This is a genomic window from Cognatilysobacter segetis (assembly GCF_004359965.1).
GTDB lineage: Bacteria > Pseudomonadota > Gammaproteobacteria > Xanthomonadales > Xanthomonadaceae > Cognatilysobacter > Cognatilysobacter segetis.
The window spans coordinates 40177-58545 of record NZ_SMRQ01000005.1 but is presented as its reverse complement, the minus strand read 5'-3'; the positions used below and the strand labels follow the sequence as shown (position 1 = coordinate 58545).

Sequence of the window (18369 nt, the reverse complement as noted above, 5' to 3'; positions counted from 1 at the left end):
TGGCCCGCCTGCCACAGCCGGCGCGCGGCCGCGGCGACGTCGTCGGGCAGCGGCGCCGCCGGGGCCGGGACCGCGTCGACGACCGGCGCCGGCACGGGCCGCACGTCCTCGGCGATGCCGCGCAGCCACGGCCACCAGTGCTTCGCGGTGGCCGCGAGCAGGAGCACGAGCGCGCCGAGCAGCAGCCACAGGCCGATCTCGCCGAGCGTGGCGAGCAGCGAGGCGATCGCCTGGATCCAGCGCGGCGACGCCCGTGCCGCTTCCGGCGGCGGCGGTTCGCGGCGCTCCCACGTGTCCATCTTCCGCCGCGGATGCAATTGCGGATCGGCGAAGGCGCGGTCGACCGCCCGCCCGAAACGCGCCGGATCGCGGTAGTCGCTGCCGAAGACGCGCTGCAGCATCCGGGTATCGGCGGGCGACAGCGCCGCGGTGCGCGCCGGGGCCGGCGCGGCCGCCGCATCCGTGCGCCCCGGCATGGCCGCGGGCGCCGCGAGCGACGGCCGCGGCGCCAGCAGCAGGCCGGCCAGCACCAGCGTCGCGCCGGCCACGGCGAGCAGGCGCTCGCGCAGGCGACGGAAGGCCAGCTCGATGTCCCAGCCTTCGATCTCGGTGCGGCGGCCGAGGTAGAGCCCGAACCCGGTGCCGACGTAGAAAGGTTCGAGCACGCCGGCGGCCGTCCACAGCAGCGCGTTCTCGAGCAGCTGCAGCCACGCGGGCGCGTCGCGCACGCTCTGCCAGACCGAGGTGGCCACGTCCTGCAGGTACTCGTTCGGCACGAACAGGAAGGCGAGCATCGCGAGGCCGCCGGCGAGCGCCGTCTCGAAGGCCGCGAACGCCATCAGGCACAGCGATGCGATGCCGTAGGCGGGGCCGGCCAGCACGCGGCGGCGCGCGCGCGTCGATGCCGCGCTGCCGCCTTCGAGCACGTCGATGGGCATCAGCAGCGACCGCGCGGGGCCGAGGCGGCGCCAGGTGAGATACCCGAGCATCGCGGCCCCGCCGCCGCGGAAGGCGCCGCGCAGCGTGGCACGCGTGGACGGCACTTCGCCGAACACCGCGCGCGACAGCACGAACAGCGGGATGCGGTCGAACACGGGCTTGAGCCACCACAGCACGAGCAGCGCGAGCACCGGCATGCCCGCCCACCACGCCAGCGCGTTGGCGACGACGAAGGCGGGCAGCGCGCAGGCGAGCCACGGCGTCCACACCGCACGCGCATGGCGGCGCACGAGCGCGGTGCCGAGCTCGACCGCCTCCCAGGACGAGCGCGGGCGCAGCACGACGGTGAGCGCGTCGATCCTCATGCGCGCGCCTCGTCCAGTGCGTCGGGCAGGCCGCGACCGCCGCGCCAGAGCCACAGGCCGACCAGCGTCCACAGCACCGCGGCGACCGAGTACTTCACCGTCGCCGGCATCCAGCCGATCGACGACCAGAACGCCTCGACGAACGCGGCGAGCACGAGCATCACGAACACGCCCGCGCAGAGCAGCGCGCCGCGGCGCCCGCCTTCGACCAGCGCGTCGATGCGGCGCCGCTGGCCGGGTGCGAGCAGGCGCAGGCCGATCTGCAGCCCCGCGCCGCCGGCGATCACCACCGCGGTGAGTTCGAACGCGGAATGCCCGCAGACGAAGCGCCAGAACGGGTCGCCATGGCCGACGGCCTGCAGGTGCCCGGCCACGCCGCCGATGACCAGCCCGTTGGCGACCAGCACGACGATCGAGCCCACCGCCGCGAGCGCACCGCTGGCGAAGGTGCGGAACGCGATCGTGATGTTGTTGAGGATGTAGTAGCCGAACATCGCGACGTCGGTGCCGTTATCGCGACCGAGCCTGCGCGCCGCGTCGGCCGGGTCGTACATGCGCTCGAACTCGGTCAGCTGTTCGGGCCTGAACAGCGCGGACGCGAGGTCCGGGTTCCACTGGATCGCGATGAAGACCAGCAGCATCGGCACGTACAGCAGCACGGCCGCGGCGAGCATGCAGCCCGCCTCCTCGCGGACCAGGCGCGGGAAGCCGGCGATGAAGAAGCGCGCCAGGCGGCGCCAGCGCGGCGGGGGCGCGCGGTAGAGCACCGCGTGGCCGCGCTGCATGAGCCGCTGCAGGCGTCCCGTGAGCTGCGGGCTGTAGCCGCGACGCAGCGCGAGCGCGAGATGCTGGGTCAGGCGGCGATAGCACGCCGGCACGTCCTCGTCGCGCAGGCCCTCGGGCGTTTCGCGGCGCGCGCGTCGCGCGCTGCGCCCGCGCGTGTCGAGCCAGTGCTCGAAGGCGCTCCACTCGGCGGCATGCCGCTCGACGAAGGCGTCCTGCTTCATGCGCGTCGCCCGAGCAGCCAGGCCGCGATGGCGTAGAGCCGCGCGGCGGCCTGCGCGCCGTGCGCCTGCACCAGCGGCGAGGCGAGGTCGGCGAGTTCGTCGCGGCGCGCATCGCCCAGCCGCGGCGCGCGCTCCGCGAAGGCGACGACCGCCGACTGTTCGGCCGGCTGCAGCGGCGTGCGCGGCGGCTGCGCGGGCACGTGCGGCGCGGACGCCGCGTCGGGTGCGTCGGCCACGTGCACCACGAGCGTGCGCGCCACCATGTCGCCGAGCCGGCGCGCGGCGGGATCGGCCAGGCAGGCGACCAGCCCGGTCGCATAGCCGAACGGCAGCATGTCGACGCTGCGCAGCAGGTTGCGGGTGAAGGAGGCGCGCCAGCCCACCGGCGCGCCGTCGGCGGCGACCACCCGGAGCCCGAGTGCGCGCTTGCCCGGCGTGCGGCCGTCGAACACCACTTCGAACAACACCGGGTAGAACCAGAACAGCGCGAACATCAGCACCGACATCGCGCCCGCACCGGCACCGCCGAGCAGGCCGAGCACCATCGCCGCGGCGAACAGCACCGCCAGCCGCACCGCGAAGTCGATCAACCAGGCCAGCGCGCGCGGCACCGGCCCCGCGACCGGCAGGTGCAGGGCGACGCCTTCGGGCGTCACGACGTCGAGATGGGTGTCCAGCGCCATGCGATGCGGCAACGGACGCGGATCAGGCGCGACGCACGGCGGCCGCGGCGCCTGCCGCGCCACGCCCTGCGGCTCGCGCATCCTGCTGCGTCATCCGGCGTCCCCCGTCCGTCCCCGTGGCGACTGTAGCGGCCGCGCCCCGCCTCAGCCAGCGCCGAGGTAGGCGTCCTTGAGTCGCACGTAGTGCTGCGCCGAGTAGTACAGCGCCTCGACTTCCGCATCGCTCAGCACGCGCACCTTCTTCGCCGGGTTGCCGAGCCACAGCTCGCGCTCGCCGACCACCTTGCCCGGCGGCACCACCGCGCCGGCGCCGACGAAGCCGTGCTGCTTCACGACCGCGCCGTCGAGCACGATCGCGCCCATGCCGATCAGCACCGCGTCCTCGATCGTGCAGGCGTGCACGATGGCCTTGTGGCCGATGGTGACGTCGCTGCCGATGCGCGTGGCGAAGCCGCCGAGCTTGGCGTGCGGGCCGTCGTGGCTCACGTGCACCACGGTGCCGTCCTGGATGTTGGTGCGGTCGCCGATGCGGATGAAGTTGACGTCGCCGCGGATGACCGTGCCGGGCCAGACGGACACGTCGTCGCCGAGCACCACGTCGCCGATCACGTTGGCCGCGTCGTCGACATAGGCGCGCGCGCCGAGGGTCGGGAGATGGGTGAGATAGGGTCGGATCGCCATGCACGGATTGTAGGCTGTGCGCCTCGATGGCCCGGCCGCGCGCATGAACACGCTGAATCCCGATCTGGTCGCCACGCATGCGCGCCTGCAGGCCGCCTGGCGCGCGCGCAAGCCCGACCTCGCCCAGCGCGCCGCCGACCTGCGCCGCCTGCGTGATGCGTTCCGCGCCCGGCAGCCGGAGATGGACGCCGCGATCCGCGCCGACTTCGGCCATCGCTCGACGCACGAGAACCTGATTGCCGAAACGCTGATCGTGCTGGCGGAGATCGGCGAGGCGCTCGCGCACCTGCGGCGGTGGTCGCGGCCGCGCCGCGCGGCGGTCGGCTGGCGGCTGTGGCCGGCGCGCGCGAAGGTGCGGCCGATGCCGGTCGGCGTGGTCGGCGTGATCGCGCCGTGGAACTACCCGGTGAACCTCGCGCTGGTGCCGCTGGTGAGCGCGATCGCGGCGGGCAACCACGTCTACCTGAAACCGTCGGAACACACGCAGCGCACCAGCGCGTGGCTGCGCGATCTGCTGGCCGACGTGTTCCCGCCCGAGCGCGTGGCGGTCGCGCTCGGCGGCGCGGACGTCGGCGCCGCGTTCGCGTCGCTGCCGTTCGACCACCTGCTGTTCACCGGCTCCACCGCGGTCGGCCGCAAGGTGATGGCCGCAGCGGCGCCGAACCTCACGCCGGTCACGCTCGAGCTCGGCGGCAAGGCGCCGGCGATCGTCTGCCCCGATTACGAGCTCGACACGGCGGCCGCGCGCATCGCCACCGGCAAGTGGTTCAACGCGGGCCAGACCTGCATCGGCGTCGATTACGCGCTGGTCGACCGCCCGCGTCGCGACGCGTTCGTCGAGGCGCTCGTTTCGCAGTTGCGCGAGCGCTACGGCGACATCGCGGACAACCCCGACTACACCCGCATCATCAACGACGCGCAGTTCGCGCGGCTTTCCGGTTACATCGCCGAAGCGCGCGCCGCGGGCGCGACGGTGATCGCGCCGTTCGGCGACGGCGACGCGGCCACGCGACTGCTGCCACCGATGCTCGTGCTCGATCCGCCGGACACACTGCGCGTGATGCAGGACGAGATCTTCGGGCCGATCCTGCCGGTGCTGGCCTACGACACGCTCGACCACGCGATCGCGCACATCGCCACGCTCGAACGCCCGCTGGCGATGTATCCCTTCAGCCATGCGCGCGCGAACGTCGACCGGCTGGTCGACGGCACGCTCGCCGGCGGCGTCACCGTCAACGACACGCTGCTGCACTTCGGTGCCCAAGGTCTACCGTTCGGCGGGATCGGCCCGAGCGGCATGGGCGCGATCCACGGCAAGGCGGGCTTCGACACCTTCAGCAAGCTGCTGCCGGTGTTCCAGCAGCGACGCTTCGCGGTGACCGACCAGCTGCGGCCGCCGTACCGGCGGCTCGACCGCGTGATCCGCTGGCTGGCGCGCTAGCGCCGCAACGCGCCCGGTCGTACGGCGCCGGCGTCAGGCAGTGGCGAAGTCGCGGAACGCCCCGACGGTGCGTGCCACGCCGTCGTCGTCGACGTCCAGGTGCATGACCAGCCGGATCGTCGGCAGGTAGCCGGTCGAGATCGCCACGCCGCGTTGGTGCAGGTGCGCCTTCAGCGCGGCCTGCTGCTCCACCGGCGTGTCGACGAACACCATGTTGGTATGCGCGACCGCCGGCAGGCCGAGCGCGGCGAGCTCACTTGCCAGCGTGGCGGCGCGGCGGTGATCGTCAGCCAGGCGCGCGACGTGGTGGTCGAGCGCATGCAACGCGCCGGCGGCCAGCAGGCCCGCCTGGCGCATGCCGCCACCGCAGACCTTGCGCCAGCGCCTGGCGCGGTCGATGAACCCGCGCGAGCCCGCGAGCACCGATCCGACCGGCGCGCCGAGGCCCTTCGACAGGCAGACCGACACGCTGTCGAAATGCACGGCGATGTCGCGCGCCGGCACGCCGAGCGCGACCGCGGCGTTGTACAGCCGCGCGCCGTCCAGGTGAAGGCGCAGGCCGTGGTGGTCGCAGAGCTCGCGCGCATCGCGCAGGTAGGCCATCGGCAGCACGCGGCCGTGCCAGGTGTTCTCCAGCGCGAGCAGCGTCGTGCGCGCGAAATGCGGATCGACCGGCTTGATCGCGCGCTCCACGGCGTCGAGCGGCAGCGTGCCGTCGGCGGCGTGCGGGATCGGCTGCGGCTGGATCGAGCCCAGCACCGCCGCGCCGCCGCCCTCGAACTTGTAGGTGTGCGCGTCCATGCCGACGATGTATTCGTCGCCACGCGCGCAGTGCGCCATCAGGCCGATCAGGTTCGCCTGCGTGCCGCTCGGGGTGAACAGCGCGGCCTCGAAGCCGAGGTCGGCCGCCACGCGCTGCTGCAGCGCATTCACCGTCGGGTCCTCGCCGTAGACGTCGTCGCCTACCTCGGCGCGCAGCATCGCCTCGCGCATCGCGGCGGTCGGGCGGGTCACGGTGTCGCTGCGCAGGTCGATCGGGGTCATGGCGTCGGGCATCGGGAGGCGAGGCGCGATGATGCCAGCGCATGCGCGCCCTGCGGCTAGACTCCCGTCATGAAGATCGCCAGCTGGAACGTCAACTCACTGAACGTGCGCCTGCCGCACCTGGAGCAGTGGCTCGCCGCCGCCCGTCCCGACGTGGTCGCGCTGCAGGAGACCAAGCTCGAGGACGCGCGCTTTCCCGACACCGCGATCGCCGCCGCCGGCTACCGCAGCGTGTTCTCCGGGCAGAAGACCTACAACGGCGTGGCGATCCTCGCGCGCATGGATTCGCCGGGCGGCGGCGTCATCGACGACGTGCAGGCGGGCATCCCCGGCTTCGAGGACGAGCAGAAGCGCGTGCTCGCGGCGACCGTCAATGGCGTGCGCATCGTCGACGTCTACGTCGTGAACGGGCAGGCGGTCGGCAGCGACAAGTACGCCTACAAGCTGCGCTGGCTCGACGCGCTGCACCGCTGGCTGGAGGATGAGTTGCGCCGGCATCCCCGCCTGGTGCTGCTGGGCGATTTCAACATCGCGCCTGACGAGCGCGACGTGCACGATCCGGTGCAGTGGAACGAGGACCACATCCTGACCTCGCGCGCCGAGCGCGATGCGCTGGACCGGCTGCTGGCGCTCGGGCTGCACGATGCGTTCCGCGCGTTGAACCCGGACGAACGCATGGTCAGCTGGTGGGATTACCGCCAGTTCGCGCTGCGCCGCAACCTCGGCCTGCGCATCGACCTGACGCTCGTCTCCGAAGCCTTGCGTCCGCACTGTGTCGCGGCCGGTGTCGACAAGGAGCCGCGGTTGTGGGAGCGGCCGAGCGACCACGCGCCGGCCTGGGTGCACCTCGCACCCGCCGGTGGGTGAACGGCGCAAATGAAAAAGGCCCGGGGAACCGGGCCTTTTTCATCGAAGCATCAGCCTGCGATTAGCGCACGCGGCCACGGCGGAACATGTTCACGATGGCGAGCAGGACGACGGCGCCCAGCAGCGACATCAGCAGGCCCGACAGCGAGAAGTCACCGCTGTTGATGCTGCCGCCGTCGCCGAGGAGCATGCCACCCAGCCAACCACCGAGGACCGCGCCGACGATGCCGACGACGATGTTCATGAGCGCGCCCTGCTGAGCGTCGGTTTTCATGATCATGCTGGCGACCCAACCGATGATGCCGCCGACGATCAGCCAAATGATGAAGCCCATGGTTTTCTCCTTTCCAGTCAGAGGGTGAATTCGGCACCCCTGCGTTTGGGGGCGAGCTCAGTCTGGAAAGCACGTCGTGACGGCTGTGTATGAATACAGCCGCTTTCCCGCACCGTTCATCCGGCAGTTGTGGGCGATGCGTGAAGCACGCGCGAGCGCATCATCCCTGCAACAGTGCCAGTACCTGGTCGCGCGGAAGCTTGCCCGTTTCGTTGCGCGGCAATGATGCGACGCAACGCAGTCGACGCGGCAGGAACACCGGATCCATCTGCGTGCGCAAGGCCTGCAGGATGGCCTCGGGCGACAACGTCGGCGCCACGGCGAGCGCCGCGATGCGACGCACGCCGTTGGCTTCGGCATCGAGCTGCACGACCACGCCGTCGACCACGCCGGGCACCGCTAGCAGCTTGCGCGTGAGGTCGCCGAGCGAGGCGCGCTTGCCGGCGATCTCGAGCAGGTCGGCATTGCGGCCGCACAGGCGGAAGCGCCCGTCCGGCAGCAGCTCCACGATGTCGGCGAGCGTCACCGGGACGGCGAGGTGCGGCGCATCGACGAGCGTGCCGTCCGGCTGCGGCGACAGACGCACGCCCGGCAGCAGCGTCCAGGCCTCGTCGATCGCCGTGCGGCGGCGCGCGACGATGCAGGTCTCGGTCGAGCCGAACATCTCGCGCACCTCGCAGCCGAACGCGACTTCGGCCGACTGCGCGAGTTCGCGCGGCAGCGGCGCGGTGGCCGAGACGATGCCCGCCAGCGGCGGCATCGCGAAGGTCCGGTCGTCGTCGCGCGCCTGCACCAGCGCGCGCAGGTGGACGGGCGTGCTGACCAGCAACGCCGGCCGCGGACAGTCGGCGACGGCGCGCGCGACGTCCTGCGGGAAGAACGGGCGCGCGGCGTGCACGGCCACGTCGGCCAGCAGCGGCAGCATCACCGACGTCTCGATGCCGTACATGTGCTGCGGCGGCACGGTGGCCACCACCGGCGTGGTCGCGTCGTCGGCCAGTAGCCCGGCCATCGCCGCGACGTTCTGCGCGGTGCTGGTGACGAAGCTCGCCAGCGTCTTGCGGTTGGCCGTGGGGCGCCCGGTGCTGCCGGAGGTGAAGCCGATCAGCAGCGCGGCATCGGCGTCGATCTCCAGCGGCGCGCCGTCGCGTTCGCCAAGCGTGTCGGGCAGTCGCCAGAACGCGGGCGGCGCCGGCAGCAGGTCGCCGTCGCCGATGCAGACCGCGTCGGGGTGCTCGGCGAGCACGGCGTCGACCACGGCCGGCGCACGCGAGGGCGGCAGCAGCGTCACCTGTCCGCGCGCGGCGGCGGCCGCCAGCACGACGATGAAGCGGTAGCGGTCCTCGCAGAGGTTCACGGCGTACGCGGCCGGCGGCAGCGCGGCGGCGACGGCGCGCACGTGGCGCTCGAAGACCTCGCGGGTGATGGCGACGCCCCGCTCCCACGCGACGATGCGCGTCGGCGCACCGGTGGCCAGCGCCTGCCGGCGCGGCACCGCTTCCAGACCCGTTTCCACCACCGCCGACATGCGCAGGACCCACCGCGATTCCCCGCCCGTACTTTACGCTGCGGGACCTGCCCGGTCAGCCGCCATGCCCCACGCCCCCAGCGCCCGCTCCTCCGGCCCGGTCGAGGTCGCCGTCCTGCCGCATCCGGCGGGCGTGCCGGCCGAGGCGCTGGCCCGCGACTGGCTGGCGTCGGCCCTGGGCCTGGCGCCGGCGCGGATCGGCTTCGCGCGCGCGCCCCACGGCCGTCCGACGCTGCAGGTCGACGACCGCGACAGCGACTGGGACTGCAACTGGAGCCACAGCGGCGGACGGCTGGCGATCGCGCTCGGCGTCGGGCTGCGGGTGGGCATCGACATCGAGCGGCCGCGCGCCCGGCCCCGGGCGGTGGAACTCGCCCGCCGCTTCTTCACGCCGGCCGAGGCCGAGGCCCTGGCGGCGCTGCCCGAACCGGCCCGCGAGCCGGCCTTCCTGCGGCTGTGGTGCGCCAAGGAGGCGGTGCTGAAGGCGCATGGACGCGGGCTCGCGTTCGGGCTCGACCGGCTGCGCTTCGAGGGACTGGCGTCGACCCCGCGGCTGGTAGCGGCCGATGCGACGCTGGGCCGGCCCGCGGCCTGGACCATCGAGGCGGTGCCGGCCGACGGCCTCGTCGGCATGCTGGCCTGGTGCGACCGCGCCGCGCTGCCCTAGCCGGCCTGCGCTCGCCCGACCACCACCAGATGCCGTTCGGCGTCGAGCCCCGGCACCGTCAGCGCATGGCTTTCGCGCAGCGCCCAGCCGGGCGGCAGCTGCGCCAGCTCGTCGGCGGGATGGACGCCCTTCATGGCGAGCAGCACCCCGTCCGGCGCCAGCAGGTGGCCGCCGAGCTCGAGGATCAGCGGGATCGTCGCCAGCGCCCGCGCGGTGATCGCGGCGTAGGCGCCCGGCTCGTCGAGCGCCTCGATGCGCGACTCGGCCACGCGCGCATCAGCCAGCCCGAGTTCGCGGATCGCCTGGCGCATGAAGCGCGCCTTCTTGCCGGCGCTCTCGACCAGCGTGACCCGCAGGCCCGGCTTGACGATCGCCAGCGGGATGCCGGGCAGGCCGGCGCCGGTGCCGAGGTCGGCCAGCGCGCCGCCCGAGGCGACCAGCGGGTCGACGAACGGATGCATCGCCAGCGAGTCGAGCAGGTGCTTGGCCACCATCTCGCGCGGGTGGCGGATCGCCGTGAGGTTGTAGGTCGCATTCCAGCGCACCAGCAGCGCCAGGTAGGCCAGCAGCCGCGGGGCGTGCGCGGTGTCGAGCCCGAGCGCGGTCAGGCCGGACTCGAGCATCGGCCGAAGGTCGGGGGGCAGGTCGGTCGCCATCGCGACAGTATGACGGGCGGCGCGGTCCCGACCCGCATGGTGCGGTGCCCGCGCGGTTATCCTTGCCGGTCCGGACCGCCCCGATCGACCGGCGCTCCGGCGTCGGCCGCGTGTCCGACTCTGCAGTCCACCCAGTCGCATCCAGGGGAACGAGCCGAATGGCCCGCATCATCGCGATCGCCAACCAGAAAGGCGGCGTCGGCAAGACGACCACGGCCGTGAACCTCGCCGCCGGGCTCGCCCGCGCGCCGCAGAAGGTGCTGCTGGTCGACCTCGACCCGCAGGGCAACGCGACGATGGGCTCGGGCGTGGACAAGCGCGCGATCGAGGCGTCGATCACCGAGGTGCTGCTGGGCGAGGCCGACGCGAAGAGCGCCATCGTGCGCACCGCCGAGGACTTCGACCTGCTGCCCGGCAACATCGACCTGACTGCCGCCGAGATCCAGCTCATGGACCGCAGCGATCGCGAGCAGCAGCTCAAGGCCGTGCTCGAGCCGCTGCGCGCCGACTACGACTTCATCCTGATCGACTGCCCGCCCGCGCTCTCGCTGCTCACGCTGAACGCGCTGACCGCGGCGGATTCGGTGATCGTGCCGATGCAGTGCGAGTACTACGCGCTCGAAGGCATCAGCGCGCTGGTCGAGACGATCGAGGCCATCCGCGCGCGGCTCAATCCGGGCCTCGAGATCGAGGGCGTGCTGCGCACCATGTTCGACGTGCGCAACAACCTCGCCAACGCGGTGTCGGCCGAACTCATCAACCATTTCGGCGACAAGGTCTTCCGCACCATCGTGCCGCGCAACGTGCGCCTGGCCGAGGCGCCGAGCCACGGCCAGTCGATCGTCGGCTACGACCGCGCGAGCCGCGGCGGCGTGGCGTACCTGGGCCTCGCGGGTGAGGTCGTGCGGCGTACCCGCGAACGCGAACAGGCGGCGAAGAAGAAGGAGGCCGCGGCATGAGCACGGCGAAGAAGCGCGGCCTCGGTCGCGGACTGGAAGCGCTGCTCGGCCCGAAGGCCGCCGCGGAAGCGCCGCAGATCGTCGAGGCGCAGCCCGGCGACACGCTGCGCCAGCTGCCGGTCGACGCTCTGGTGGCGGGCAAGTACCAGCCGCGCCGGCACTGGGACGAGGCCAAGCTCGCCGAACTGGCCGAGTCGATCCGCGCGCAGGGCGTGATCCAGCCGATCGTGGTGCGCGAGATCCGCGACCACGGCGGCAAGACCTACGAGATCATCGCCGGCGAGCGCCGCTGGCGCGCGTCCAAGCTCGCGGGGCTGCCGGAGATCCCGGTGGTGGTGCGCGAGGTCGACGACCGCACCGTGGTCGCGATGGCGCTGATCGAGAACATCCAGCGCGAGGACCTCAATCCGCTGGAAGAGGCGCAGGCGCTGCAGCGCCTGATCGACGAATTCGACCTCACCCATGCGCAGGCCGCCGAGGCCGTGGGCCGCTCGCGCGCGGCGGTGTCGAACCTGCTGCGCCTGCTGGAGCTGCCGCCCGAGATCCGCGTGCTCGTGGAGACGCGCGCGATCGAGATGGGCCATGCGCGTGCGCTGCTGCCGCTGCAGCCGCAGGCCGCGGTCGCGCTGGCCAAGCAGGCGGCGGAGCTGGGCTGGTCGGTGCGCGAGGTCGAGCACCGCGTGCAGCAGCTGATGGCCGGCCAGGTGCCCGGCACGGCCAAGGCGCGCGCCGCCAAGGCCAAGCCGCAGGCCGACATCGTGGCGCTGGAGCGCGAGCTCGCCGAGACGCTGGGCACCAAGGTGAGCGTGCTGAACGGGCGCGGCAACAAGGGCCGGCTGGTCATCCATTACAGCGACCTCGAATCGCTCGACGGCGTGCTCGAGCGCCTGCGCGGCCCCCGCGACGAATAAGCCGCGGCCGGCCGCGCGCCGCCACACCGCGCCGTCCCGTCACGGACATCGGCCGCTGCCGGAACTATCGGCGACAATGCCGCTCCAAACGGGCGCCGCGCCCGGCCGCACGGACGTGGCGAGCCCTCCATCGAGATGCCCATGACGCCTGCCCTGCCGTTGTCCGTCGTCGTTCCCGTCTACAACGAGGAAGGCAACGTCGCGCCGCTCGTGCGCGAGATCGTCGCCGCGCTGCGCGGCGTCACCGACTTCGAGATCGTCTACGTCGACGACTGCTCGAAGGACGGCACGGTCGAGGCGCTGCAGGCGCTGAAGGCCGAGGTGCCGGAGCTGCGCGTCGTCCGCCACGTCACCAACAGCGGGCAGAGCACGGCCACGCGCACCGGCGTGAAAGCCGCGCGCGGGGCGTGGATCGCCACGCTCGACGGCGACGGCCAGAACGATCCCGCCGACATCCCGAAACTGCTGGAAAAGCGCGATGCGGCGGCGGCGGACGTAAAGCTGTTCGCCGGCTGGCGCGTCAACCGCCAGGACACCGGCAGCAAGCGCTGGGCGTCGAAGATCGCCAACGCGATCCGCTCGCGCATGCTGCGCGATTCCACGCCCGACACCGGCTGCGGCATCAAGCTGTTCGAGCGCGAGGCCTTTCTCGACCTGCCCTATTTCGACCACATGCACCGCTACCTGCCCGCGCTGATGCAGCGCGCCGGCTGGAAGACGGTGAGCGTGCCGGTGAACCACCGGCATCGTGCCAGCGGCGTGTCCAAGTACAACAATCTCAACCGCGCGCTGGTCGGCATCCGCGACCTGCGCGGCGTGTCGTGGCTGATCACGCGTTCGCGCCTGACGCGCACCGAAGAGGTCTGAGCCATGGCCTACGACGTGATGAACAGCCCGATCCCGTGGCTGGCCTGGACGGGCCTGCATGCCTCGCCGTGGAAGGTCATCGGGCTGGTCGGCGCGGCGATGTTCGGCGGGCGCTGGCTGGTGCAGTTCGTCGCCTCCCGGCGCGCCGGCAAGCCGGTCATCCCGCGCCTGTTCTGGTACATGAGCGTGGTCGGCAGTCTGATGACGCTCAGCTACTTCCTGTTCTCGCAGAAGCAGGACTCGGTCGGCGTCATCCAGAACCTGTTCCCCGCGTTCACCGCGCTCTACTCGCTCTATCTCGACATCCGCCATCGCGGCTGGCACCGGGACCGGGCCTCGCACTGAAGCCGCCGCCGGGTCGCACCCGGCGCGCGCTGGATCGGGACACCCCGGCTGCCGCGGCGTCCGGCCCGGCTCCCTGAACGCGGTCGACCCTTCCTCCGACCCGTAAGTGCTTGCCCGCAAAGGGATCGGCCGCCATAATGCGCGGCTCGCTGCGTCCACCGGCCCTGCCGGCACCGGACGTCGACCGGAAAGCGCGTTTTCCGCGTCCAGCGAATGCCTGCCCCGCGCAGGTCCCGCCCGTATCGCGCGATGCCCGGATGTCCGGTGCGTCGGGGCCGCCGCCTCCCTGGCCAAGGGAAGCTCAATACCTTTCGAGGTGCGTATGTCCAAGGTCTGCCAGGTCACCGGCAAGCGTACGGTGACGGGTAACAACGTCTCCCACGCCAACAACAAGACGCGTCGCCGCTTCCAGCCGAACCTCCACGAGCGCCGTTTCTGGGTCGCGTCGGAGAACCGCTGGGTCAAGCTGCGTATTTCCGCCAATGCCCTGCGCACCATCGACAAGAACGGCATCGACGCCGTGCTCGCCGATCTCCGCGCCCGTGGCGAGAAGATCTGAGGAGTAGACGACGATGGCTTCCAAGCGCGACAAGATCCGCCTGATTTCCTCCGCCTGATTTCCTCCGCCGGCACCGGTCATTTCTACACGACCGACAAGAACAAGAAGAACACCCCCGGCAAGATGGAAATCAAGAAGTACGACCCGGTGGTGCGCAAGCACGTGCCGTACAAGGAAGGCAAGATCAAGTAAGCCGACAGGCCGAACGATCCGACGTTCCGCGAAGAACCCGCCGCAAGGCGGGTTTTTTGTTGCGGTCGGCGGCGGTCGGCGCGGTTCGACCGATGACTGCGGCCCATTGCCGCGACGTCCGGATCGGTCGTGCCACGGGTGCGTCTCGGGAAACGCGCGTCCGAGCCGTACATCGGACGCCTAGTCCGTCGTCGTCAGCGCTTGCCGGCGCGCCCGCCGCTCAGTGTTTGCGCGGCCCCTTGCGGCGCTCGGCGAACTCCGGGAGCACCTTGTCCGCCGGGCTCAGCGGCGTGACGCTCATGCGCAGCCCGGCCGCGCCCAGCGCGCTCTTCACCTCGTGGAACGTCGCCCACTCCGGCATGTCGCGCAGCGCGCTCTCGACCAGCGCCATGTCGCCGGTCTGCTTGCAGGTGCGGAAATACTCGGTGAGGTCGGCGGTCGAGCGCAGGTAGTCAGCGATGCGTCGGCTCTCGTCCATGGCGGTACCGGGGGGCGGGCGTCGTTCCACGCTACGCCGGCCGCGTCGTGGCGGCGTCGACGCGCCGCGCTCAGTACTGGCGGAGCATTGCCTCGGCGTTGCGCTGGTCGAGCAGGACGGGCTGGCCGGCCTCGGGCAGCGCGGGCGGCTCGTACAGCGTGACGCGGTTGCGCCCGCCCACCTTCGAGCGGTACATCGCCGCGTCCGCGTGCGCGATCAGCGACTCGTAGTCGTAGCCGACCTGGCGCGTGCCCACCACGCCCACGCTGGCCGAGACCGGCAGGCAGCAGCCGGCGGCCTCGGCATCGATGGAGGCGATCGCGCGACGGCAGGCCTCGGCGATGCCGACCGCCTCGTGGACTTCGCAGTCCATCAGCGCCATCGCGAACTCCTCGCCGCCGATCCGGCCGAACAGGTCGGTCTCGCGGCAATGCAGCCGCCCGACCCGCGCGACCTCCCGCAGCACCCAGTCCCCCGACGCGTGGCCGCACTGGTCGTTGATCTGCTTGAAGTGGTCCAGGTCGAACAGCAGCACGGCCACCGGCCGCTGCCGCTGCGCGCACTGCGTGAGCACCGCCTCCGAACTCGCGCGGAAGTGGCGGCGATTCGCCAGCCCGGTCAGCCCGTCCGTTTCCGCCAGCGTGCGGAGCGAGCCGTGCATGCGGCGCGCGCGCCAGCCCCAGTAACCGACCGAGGCGACGAGCACAAGAAGCAGCGCGATCGCGAGGCGCGTGTTCCAGGCGGACGCGGTCGCGGCCTGTTGCTTGAGTTGCAGCAGCCGGTTCTGGCTCTGCAGCAGCAGGATCGACTGGTTCTTCTGGTTGAGCTCGTGCCGGCTGAGCTGGAACGCGTACTCGCGCGCCTTGACGTCATCCAGGCGTGCCTTGTCGGCGTCCGCGTATTGCCGGTATTCGTCAAGCGCGGTTCGATAGTCACCGCGCTTGAGTGCGAGTTCGTAGAGGACATGGTGCGCCGTGACATTCGGCAGCCAACGCGCGTCCTGCCCCTTGATCCGCGCGACCGCGCGCGCATCGCGCTCCGCGGCAGCGAGGTCGCCGACGTCGAGCCTGAGCTGCGCGAGCAGGCCGTGGATCTCGCCGATCAGCCGGGTATAGCCCGTGGCCTCCACCTCCGGCAGGCTCGCATCGAGCAACGCGATGGCCTGGCGCTGCTTGCCTTCCTGCGCCCACCGCTGCGCGAGGATGCTGCGGATGAGGTTGGTCGCGATCGGCTCGTGCGCTTCGGTGCACCGGGAAATCGCGGCTTGCACGTCGGCCGTTTCGTCGATCGGGCGCCCGAGCCCATGCAGCGCTTCGATCTGCAGTTGCTGGGCGAAACATGCGCTGCGCGGTTCGGGCCGCGCTTCGGCGAGCGCACGCGCGTTCTGCAGCCCGAGCTCGTACTGGCCGTACTGGTTGTAGAGGATCGCTGCGACCGTGTATCCGTAATTGCGAACGCCGGCGTCCGAGATGCGCGGCTGGAGCGCGAGCGACTGCTCGAGGTAACGGAGGCCGAGGGAGAAGTCGCGGGTGATCGCCGCGGCGTTGGCAATCAGCAACCCGGCGCGGAACTTGATGTCGGTCTCGGGAGCCTGGTCATACAACGCGACCGCGTCGCCCACCGCTTCGCCGTACTCGCCCTGGATGACGCGCCGGTAATCCTGCAGGTAGCGCAGCCAACGCGATTCGCGCGGCGATAGCTTGGCCGCGTTCGCCTCAAGACGCGACAGGCCCGCGTTGAACGCGACCGTGTCGGAGGAACGCAGGCGCTCGACGCGCGCGAGCTCGTCGCTGAATTTCGAAACGGAGGCGATGCACGTCGGGCTGATCGCCGACATGGCCACCAGGCACACCATCGCCAAACTCGAGCGCCACCGCATGTTGCGCCTCCGGGCCTCCGCCCAGTGTTGGGGCCCCGCACCCGCGGGGCCCCAAGCATAGCCTCAGGCCGCAGCCGCGTCCGGCGACTCCGGCACGTCGGAATCGGGCTCGGCGGGGGCTTCGGCCGGCTCCGGTTCGTTGTCGGGCGACGCCACCAGACAGCAACGCACGGGCTCGACGCCGGCGAGCGTGGCGACCGCAGCCGTGTCCCCGAGCCGCAAGGCACGGCGCATCGCCACCGGTAGTTCGAGAAACGCCGACTCCCCGTCGAGCGCGCCGCTTTCGCCGGCTTGGACCAGCACTTCGATGATGCGAGACATATCCCCCCCCCTGGGTCGTCCACACGATAGGCGCGGCCGTCATCGGCCGCGCCGCCCGAGAGTACGTCAGGAACGAGGCGGCGGACGAGCCGGTTCGCCCGCCGGCCGCCGGTCATGACCGTCTGTCGGTCCACCGCCCGGATCGCAGGCTTGCAGGCGGGTCGAAGTCCAGGTCGCGTTGTCGCGCGACAGGGTCCAGCCGACTTCGCCGGGTCGAAGCCCCGGAACGCGGCGGAATCCGAACGGCGCGAACATCGCGTCGATGACGTGGACGAATCGGCCATCGGGGCGCGAAGCGTCGACGTGCATGAGCCGCATGTCCCCGAACGCATGCGGCAGCAGCGCGGCGATCGTGGCGCCGGCGATTCCACGCCGCTGCGCCGCGGGCAGCAACATGATCCCGAACTCGGCACGCACGCCGTCCCGCAGCAATGCCGTCAGCCCCACCGGCTTCGCCGCGTCGCGCGGTATGACGGCCCAGGCGCGATGCCCCGGCCGTTGACTGCGGTTGTGCCGCAGCACGCGTCCGAAACGCGCGTCGATCGCGTCGGCGTCGAGCGGCGGACCGATGGCGCGCATCACCTCGCGACTGGAATGCAGCGCGTGATAAAGCGCGCGGTCACCCTCGTCCAGCAGCCGGAGGCTGAGCGTGGCCGCGTGCAGTTCCGCGTCACGGCTGGACGCGGCCGTTTCGATGGCCCGCGAGCCGCCGGTCGAGCGAGCCGACGGATGGGCAACGTCAGTCATCGCGCTCGCGGTTTACGTCGCGGACCAGCTCCAGGCGCGGCCGGACGCGTGGGCGCGGCGACGGACCCGCGTCCAGCGCATCGAGCGCATCGAGCGCGGCCCGCATGGCGAGGTCGACGCGCAGCGGCCGCGCGGGCCCGACCGCCAGCGTCGTATGCATGTTCAGTCGCGCGTCCGCGAGCCGTCCCAGCGGCAGGCGCTCGATGCGCGGCGAACCGGTCGCGATCGTGGGCGCTTCATAGAGCACCACTTCGTACTGCGGCGCGTAGACGCGCGCGAGCTTGTCGACCAGCAGCTGGCGATAGCCACGGCCGGTCGCATTGCGGGCGAAGCTGCGATCTCCGACCGACGCCACCTGCCACAGCACGAGCCACGCCGCGGTGTCGACCTGGCGATCGCAGCACAGGAACTGCGTCGCCTCGAAGTGCTGGCAGCCGGTGCGGCCGGGGTCGATGCCGATGTCGGCGTAGAGGCAGTCCTCGGCGGAGATGCCGGGCTCCATCCGGGCGTCGATGCCCTCGCCGCGCACCCGTTCGATCGCCTCGTGCGCGACCTGCGCGAACACGCCCGGATGACCGTAGAACGCCGCGCAGACGCGTCGGCCCGCGCGGACCTCGGCGACGATCGCGCCGACCATCTCCGCGTACGTCGCGCGCCGCGACCTGCCCTCCGAGTAGTAGGGCTGGAGGCTGCGGACGTCGGGATGCATCTCCTCGACCCAACGCTCGACCAGGCCGTCGGACGCGAGCACGAACACGACGTCGGCGTGCTCGATGGTGTGGCGCGAGCGCGGCGTCAGGTGCGCGCCGAGCATCATTCCGAGCCCCACGCAGGCGAGGCTGCCCTGTCGTTCGCTGTGCATGGTCCGCGGCTCCCCTCCGCCCGGCGGACCGTAGCAC

Annotated in this window: 22 protein-coding genes; 9 read left to right on the top strand and 13 right to left on the bottom strand. The window is 71.8% G+C overall.

Annotated elements, in window-relative coordinates; translation table 11 throughout:
* The 4 genes from E4F61_RS02110 to E4F61_RS02095 form a co-directional block, all read right to left on the bottom strand.
* Positions 1 to 1304: DUF4129 domain-containing protein (locus E4F61_RS02110; RefSeq protein ID WP_133477863.1), on the bottom strand; the 1304-nt coding region annotated here is incomplete at its 3' end.
* Complete coding sequence (locus tag E4F61_RS02105) at positions 1301 to 2311, bottom strand: stage II sporulation protein M (protein WP_133477861.1); 1011 nt, start codon at positions 2309 to 2311, stop codon at positions 1301 to 1303. The genes E4F61_RS02110 and E4F61_RS02105, both read right to left, overlap by 4 nt.
* Positions 2308 to 2994 carry an RDD family protein gene (locus E4F61_RS02100; protein WP_133477859.1) on the bottom strand — a complete coding sequence of 229 codons (687 nt, stop codon included), beginning with the start codon at positions 2992 to 2994 and terminating at the stop codon, positions 2308 to 2310. The genes E4F61_RS02105 and E4F61_RS02100 overlap by 4 nt, the downstream gene beginning before the upstream one ends.
* Positions 2995 to 3138: 144 nt before the next feature.
* Positions 3139 to 3675, bottom strand: coding sequence for a gamma carbonic anhydrase family protein (locus tag E4F61_RS02095; RefSeq protein WP_133477857.1), 537 nt, complete (start codon positions 3673 to 3675; stop codon positions 3139 to 3141).
* A 43-nt stretch (positions 3676 to 3718) separates the two neighbouring features.
* On the opposite strand from E4F61_RS02095, the gene E4F61_RS02090 reads away from it, so the two are divergent.
* The gene (locus tag E4F61_RS02090; protein ID WP_133477855.1) at positions 3719 to 5116 is read left to right on the top strand and encodes a coniferyl aldehyde dehydrogenase; all 1398 of its coding nucleotides are present in this window, start codon (positions 3719 to 3721) and stop codon (positions 5114 to 5116) included.
* Positions 5117 to 5149: 33 nt separating this feature from the next.
* Here E4F61_RS02090 and ltaE read toward each other — a convergent pair whose 3' ends face one another.
* On the bottom strand, positions 5150 to 6160 hold the full coding sequence (gene ltaE, locus E4F61_RS02085) for a low-specificity L-threonine aldolase (RefSeq protein ID WP_133477853.1): 1011 nt from the start codon (positions 6158 to 6160) through the stop codon (positions 5150 to 5152).
* 69 nt (positions 6161 to 6229) lie between these two features.
* On the opposite strand from ltaE, the gene xth reads away from it, so the two are divergent.
* Positions 6230 to 7027: an exodeoxyribonuclease III gene (gene xth, locus E4F61_RS02080; protein WP_133477851.1), complete on the top strand. Its 798-nt coding sequence runs from the start codon at positions 6230 to 6232 to the stop codon at positions 7025 to 7027.
* Between the two features lie 61 nt (positions 7028 to 7088).
* Here the strand turns inward: xth and E4F61_RS02075 are convergent, their stop codons facing one another.
* Entirely contained in the window at positions 7089 to 7361 is a 273-nt protein-coding gene (locus E4F61_RS02075; protein ID WP_133477849.1) for a GlsB/YeaQ/YmgE family stress response membrane protein, read from the bottom strand.
* Between the two features lie 160 nt (positions 7362 to 7521).
* Positions 7522 to 8889, bottom strand: coding sequence for an AMP-binding protein (locus E4F61_RS02070; RefSeq protein ID WP_133477847.1), 1368 nt, complete (start codon positions 8887 to 8889; stop codon positions 7522 to 7524).
* A 64-nt stretch (positions 8890 to 8953) separates the two neighbouring features.
* Between E4F61_RS02070 and E4F61_RS02065 the strand changes: the two genes are divergently transcribed.
* Entirely contained in the window at positions 8954 to 9556 is a 603-nt protein-coding gene (locus E4F61_RS02065) for a 4'-phosphopantetheinyl transferase family protein (RefSeq protein WP_133477844.1), read from the top strand.
* On the opposite strand, the gene rsmG is transcribed toward E4F61_RS02065, so the two are convergent.
* On the bottom strand, positions 9553 to 10212 hold the full coding sequence (rsmG, locus tag E4F61_RS02060; protein WP_133477842.1) for a 16S rRNA (guanine(527)-N(7))-methyltransferase RsmG: 660 nt from the start codon (positions 10210 to 10212) through the stop codon (positions 9553 to 9555). The genes E4F61_RS02065 and rsmG overlap by 4 nt on opposite strands.
* A gap of 158 nt (positions 10213 to 10370) precedes the next feature.
* On the opposite strand from rsmG, the gene E4F61_RS02055 reads away from it, so the two are divergent.
* From E4F61_RS02055 to rpmG, 6 genes are all read left to right on the top strand, one after another.
* A complete protein-coding gene (locus tag E4F61_RS02055; RefSeq protein ID WP_133477840.1) occupies positions 10371 to 11171 on the top strand; it encodes a ParA family protein in 801 nt (266 codons plus the stop codon).
* Complete coding sequence (locus tag E4F61_RS02050) at positions 11168 to 12082, top strand: ParB/RepB/Spo0J family partition protein (protein WP_133477838.1); 915 nt, start codon at positions 11168 to 11170, stop codon at positions 12080 to 12082. The genes E4F61_RS02055 and E4F61_RS02050 overlap by 4 nt, the downstream gene beginning before the upstream one ends.
* A gap of 141 nt (positions 12083 to 12223) precedes the next feature.
* Entirely contained in the window at positions 12224 to 12949 is a 726-nt protein-coding gene (locus tag E4F61_RS02045; protein WP_133477836.1) for a glycosyltransferase family 2 protein, read from the top strand.
* 3 nt (positions 12950 to 12952) lie between these two features.
* Complete coding sequence (locus E4F61_RS02040; RefSeq protein WP_133477834.1) at positions 12953 to 13294, top strand: lipid-A-disaccharide synthase N-terminal domain-containing protein; 342 nt, start codon at positions 12953 to 12955, stop codon at positions 13292 to 13294.
* A gap of 322 nt (positions 13295 to 13616) precedes the next feature.
* Entirely contained in the window at positions 13617 to 13853 is a 237-nt protein-coding gene (rpmB, locus tag E4F61_RS02035) for a 50S ribosomal protein L28 (RefSeq protein WP_133477832.1), read from the top strand.
* A 54-nt stretch (positions 13854 to 13907) separates the two neighbouring features.
* Complete coding sequence (rpmG, locus tag E4F61_RS02030) at positions 13908 to 14045, top strand: 50S ribosomal protein L33 (protein WP_133477868.1); 138 nt, start codon at positions 13908 to 13910, stop codon at positions 14043 to 14045.
* Positions 14046 to 14265: 220 nt separating this feature from the next.
* Here the strand turns inward: rpmG and E4F61_RS02025 are convergent, their stop codons facing one another.
* From E4F61_RS02025 to E4F61_RS02005, 5 genes are all read right to left on the bottom strand, one after another.
* Positions 14266 to 14523 (bottom strand): hypothetical protein, encoded by a 258-nt coding sequence (locus tag E4F61_RS02025; protein ID WP_133477830.1) that lies wholly within the window; start codon positions 14521 to 14523, stop codon positions 14266 to 14268.
* Positions 14524 to 14593: 70 nt separating this feature from the next.
* Positions 14594 to 16402, bottom strand: coding sequence for a sensor domain-containing diguanylate cyclase (locus E4F61_RS02020; RefSeq protein WP_133477828.1), 1809 nt, complete (start codon positions 16400 to 16402; stop codon positions 14594 to 14596).
* Between the two features lie 63 nt (positions 16403 to 16465).
* A complete protein-coding gene (locus tag E4F61_RS02015) occupies positions 16466 to 16723 on the bottom strand; it encodes a hypothetical protein (RefSeq protein WP_133477826.1) in 258 nt (85 codons plus the stop codon).
* A gap of 66 nt (positions 16724 to 16789) precedes the next feature.
* A complete protein-coding gene (locus E4F61_RS02010) occupies positions 16790 to 17470 on the bottom strand; it encodes a GNAT family N-acetyltransferase (protein ID WP_133477824.1) in 681 nt (226 codons plus the stop codon).
* Positions 17463 to 18332 (bottom strand): SAM-dependent methyltransferase, encoded by an 870-nt coding sequence (locus E4F61_RS02005; protein ID WP_202908923.1) that lies wholly within the window; start codon positions 18330 to 18332, stop codon positions 17463 to 17465. Before E4F61_RS02005 ends, E4F61_RS02010 begins: the two co-directional genes overlap by 8 nt.
* Positions 18333 to 18369: the final 37 nt, after the last annotated feature.

Coding starts and splice junctions, on each gene's coding strand:
- E4F61_RS02105 (WP_133477861.1), bottom strand. CDS start 2,311: ATGAAGCAGGACGCCTTCGTCGAGCGGCATGCCGCCGAGTGGAGCGCC.
- E4F61_RS02100 (WP_133477859.1), bottom strand. CDS start 2,994: ATGGCGCTGGACACCCATCTCGACGTCGTGACGCCCGAAGGCGTCGCC.
- E4F61_RS02095 (WP_133477857.1), bottom strand. CDS start 3,675: ATGGCGATCCGACCCTATCTCACCCATCTCCCGACCCTCGGCGCGCGC.
- E4F61_RS02090 (WP_133477855.1), top strand. CDS start 3,719: ATGAACACGCTGAATCCCGATCTGGTCGCCACGCATGCGCGCCTGCAG.
- ltaE (WP_133477853.1), bottom strand. CDS start 6,160: ATGACCCCGATCGACCTGCGCAGCGACACCGTGACCCGCCCGACCGCC.
- xth (WP_133477851.1), top strand. CDS start 6,230: ATGAAGATCGCCAGCTGGAACGTCAACTCACTGAACGTGCGCCTGCCG.
- E4F61_RS02075 (WP_133477849.1), bottom strand. CDS start 7,361: ATGGGCTTCATCATTTGGCTGATCGTCGGCGGCATCATCGGTTGGGTC.
- E4F61_RS02070 (WP_133477847.1), bottom strand. CDS start 8,889: ATGTCGGCGGTGGTGGAAACGGGTCTGGAAGCGGTGCCGCGCCGGCAG.
- E4F61_RS02065 (WP_133477844.1), top strand. CDS start 8,954: ATGCCCCACGCCCCCAGCGCCCGCTCCTCCGGCCCGGTCGAGGTCGCC.
- rsmG (WP_133477842.1), bottom strand. CDS start 10,212: ATGGCGACCGACCTGCCCCCCGACCTTCGGCCGATGCTCGAGTCCGGC.
- E4F61_RS02055 (WP_133477840.1), top strand. CDS start 10,371: ATGGCCCGCATCATCGCGATCGCCAACCAGAAAGGCGGCGTCGGCAAG.
- E4F61_RS02050 (WP_133477838.1), top strand. CDS start 11,168: ATGAGCACGGCGAAGAAGCGCGGCCTCGGTCGCGGACTGGAAGCGCTG.
- E4F61_RS02045 (WP_133477836.1), top strand. CDS start 12,224: ATGACGCCTGCCCTGCCGTTGTCCGTCGTCGTTCCCGTCTACAACGAG.
- E4F61_RS02040 (WP_133477834.1), top strand. CDS start 12,953: ATGGCCTACGACGTGATGAACAGCCCGATCCCGTGGCTGGCCTGGACG.
- rpmB (WP_133477832.1), top strand. CDS start 13,617: ATGTCCAAGGTCTGCCAGGTCACCGGCAAGCGTACGGTGACGGGTAAC.
- E4F61_RS02025 (WP_133477830.1), bottom strand. CDS start 14,523: ATGGACGAGAGCCGACGCATCGCTGACTACCTGCGCTCGACCGCCGAC.
- E4F61_RS02020 (WP_133477828.1), bottom strand. CDS start 16,402: ATGCGGTGGCGCTCGAGTTTGGCGATGGTGTGCCTGGTGGCCATGTCG.
- E4F61_RS02015 (WP_133477826.1), bottom strand. CDS start 16,723: ATGTCTCGCATCATCGAAGTGCTGGTCCAAGCCGGCGAAAGCGGCGCG.
- E4F61_RS02010 (WP_133477824.1), bottom strand. CDS start 17,470: ATGACTGACGTTGCCCATCCGTCGGCTCGCTCGACCGGCGGCTCGCGG.
- E4F61_RS02005 (WP_202908923.1), bottom strand. CDS start 18,332: ATGCACAGCGAACGACAGGGCAGCCTCGCCTGCGTGGGGCTCGGAATG.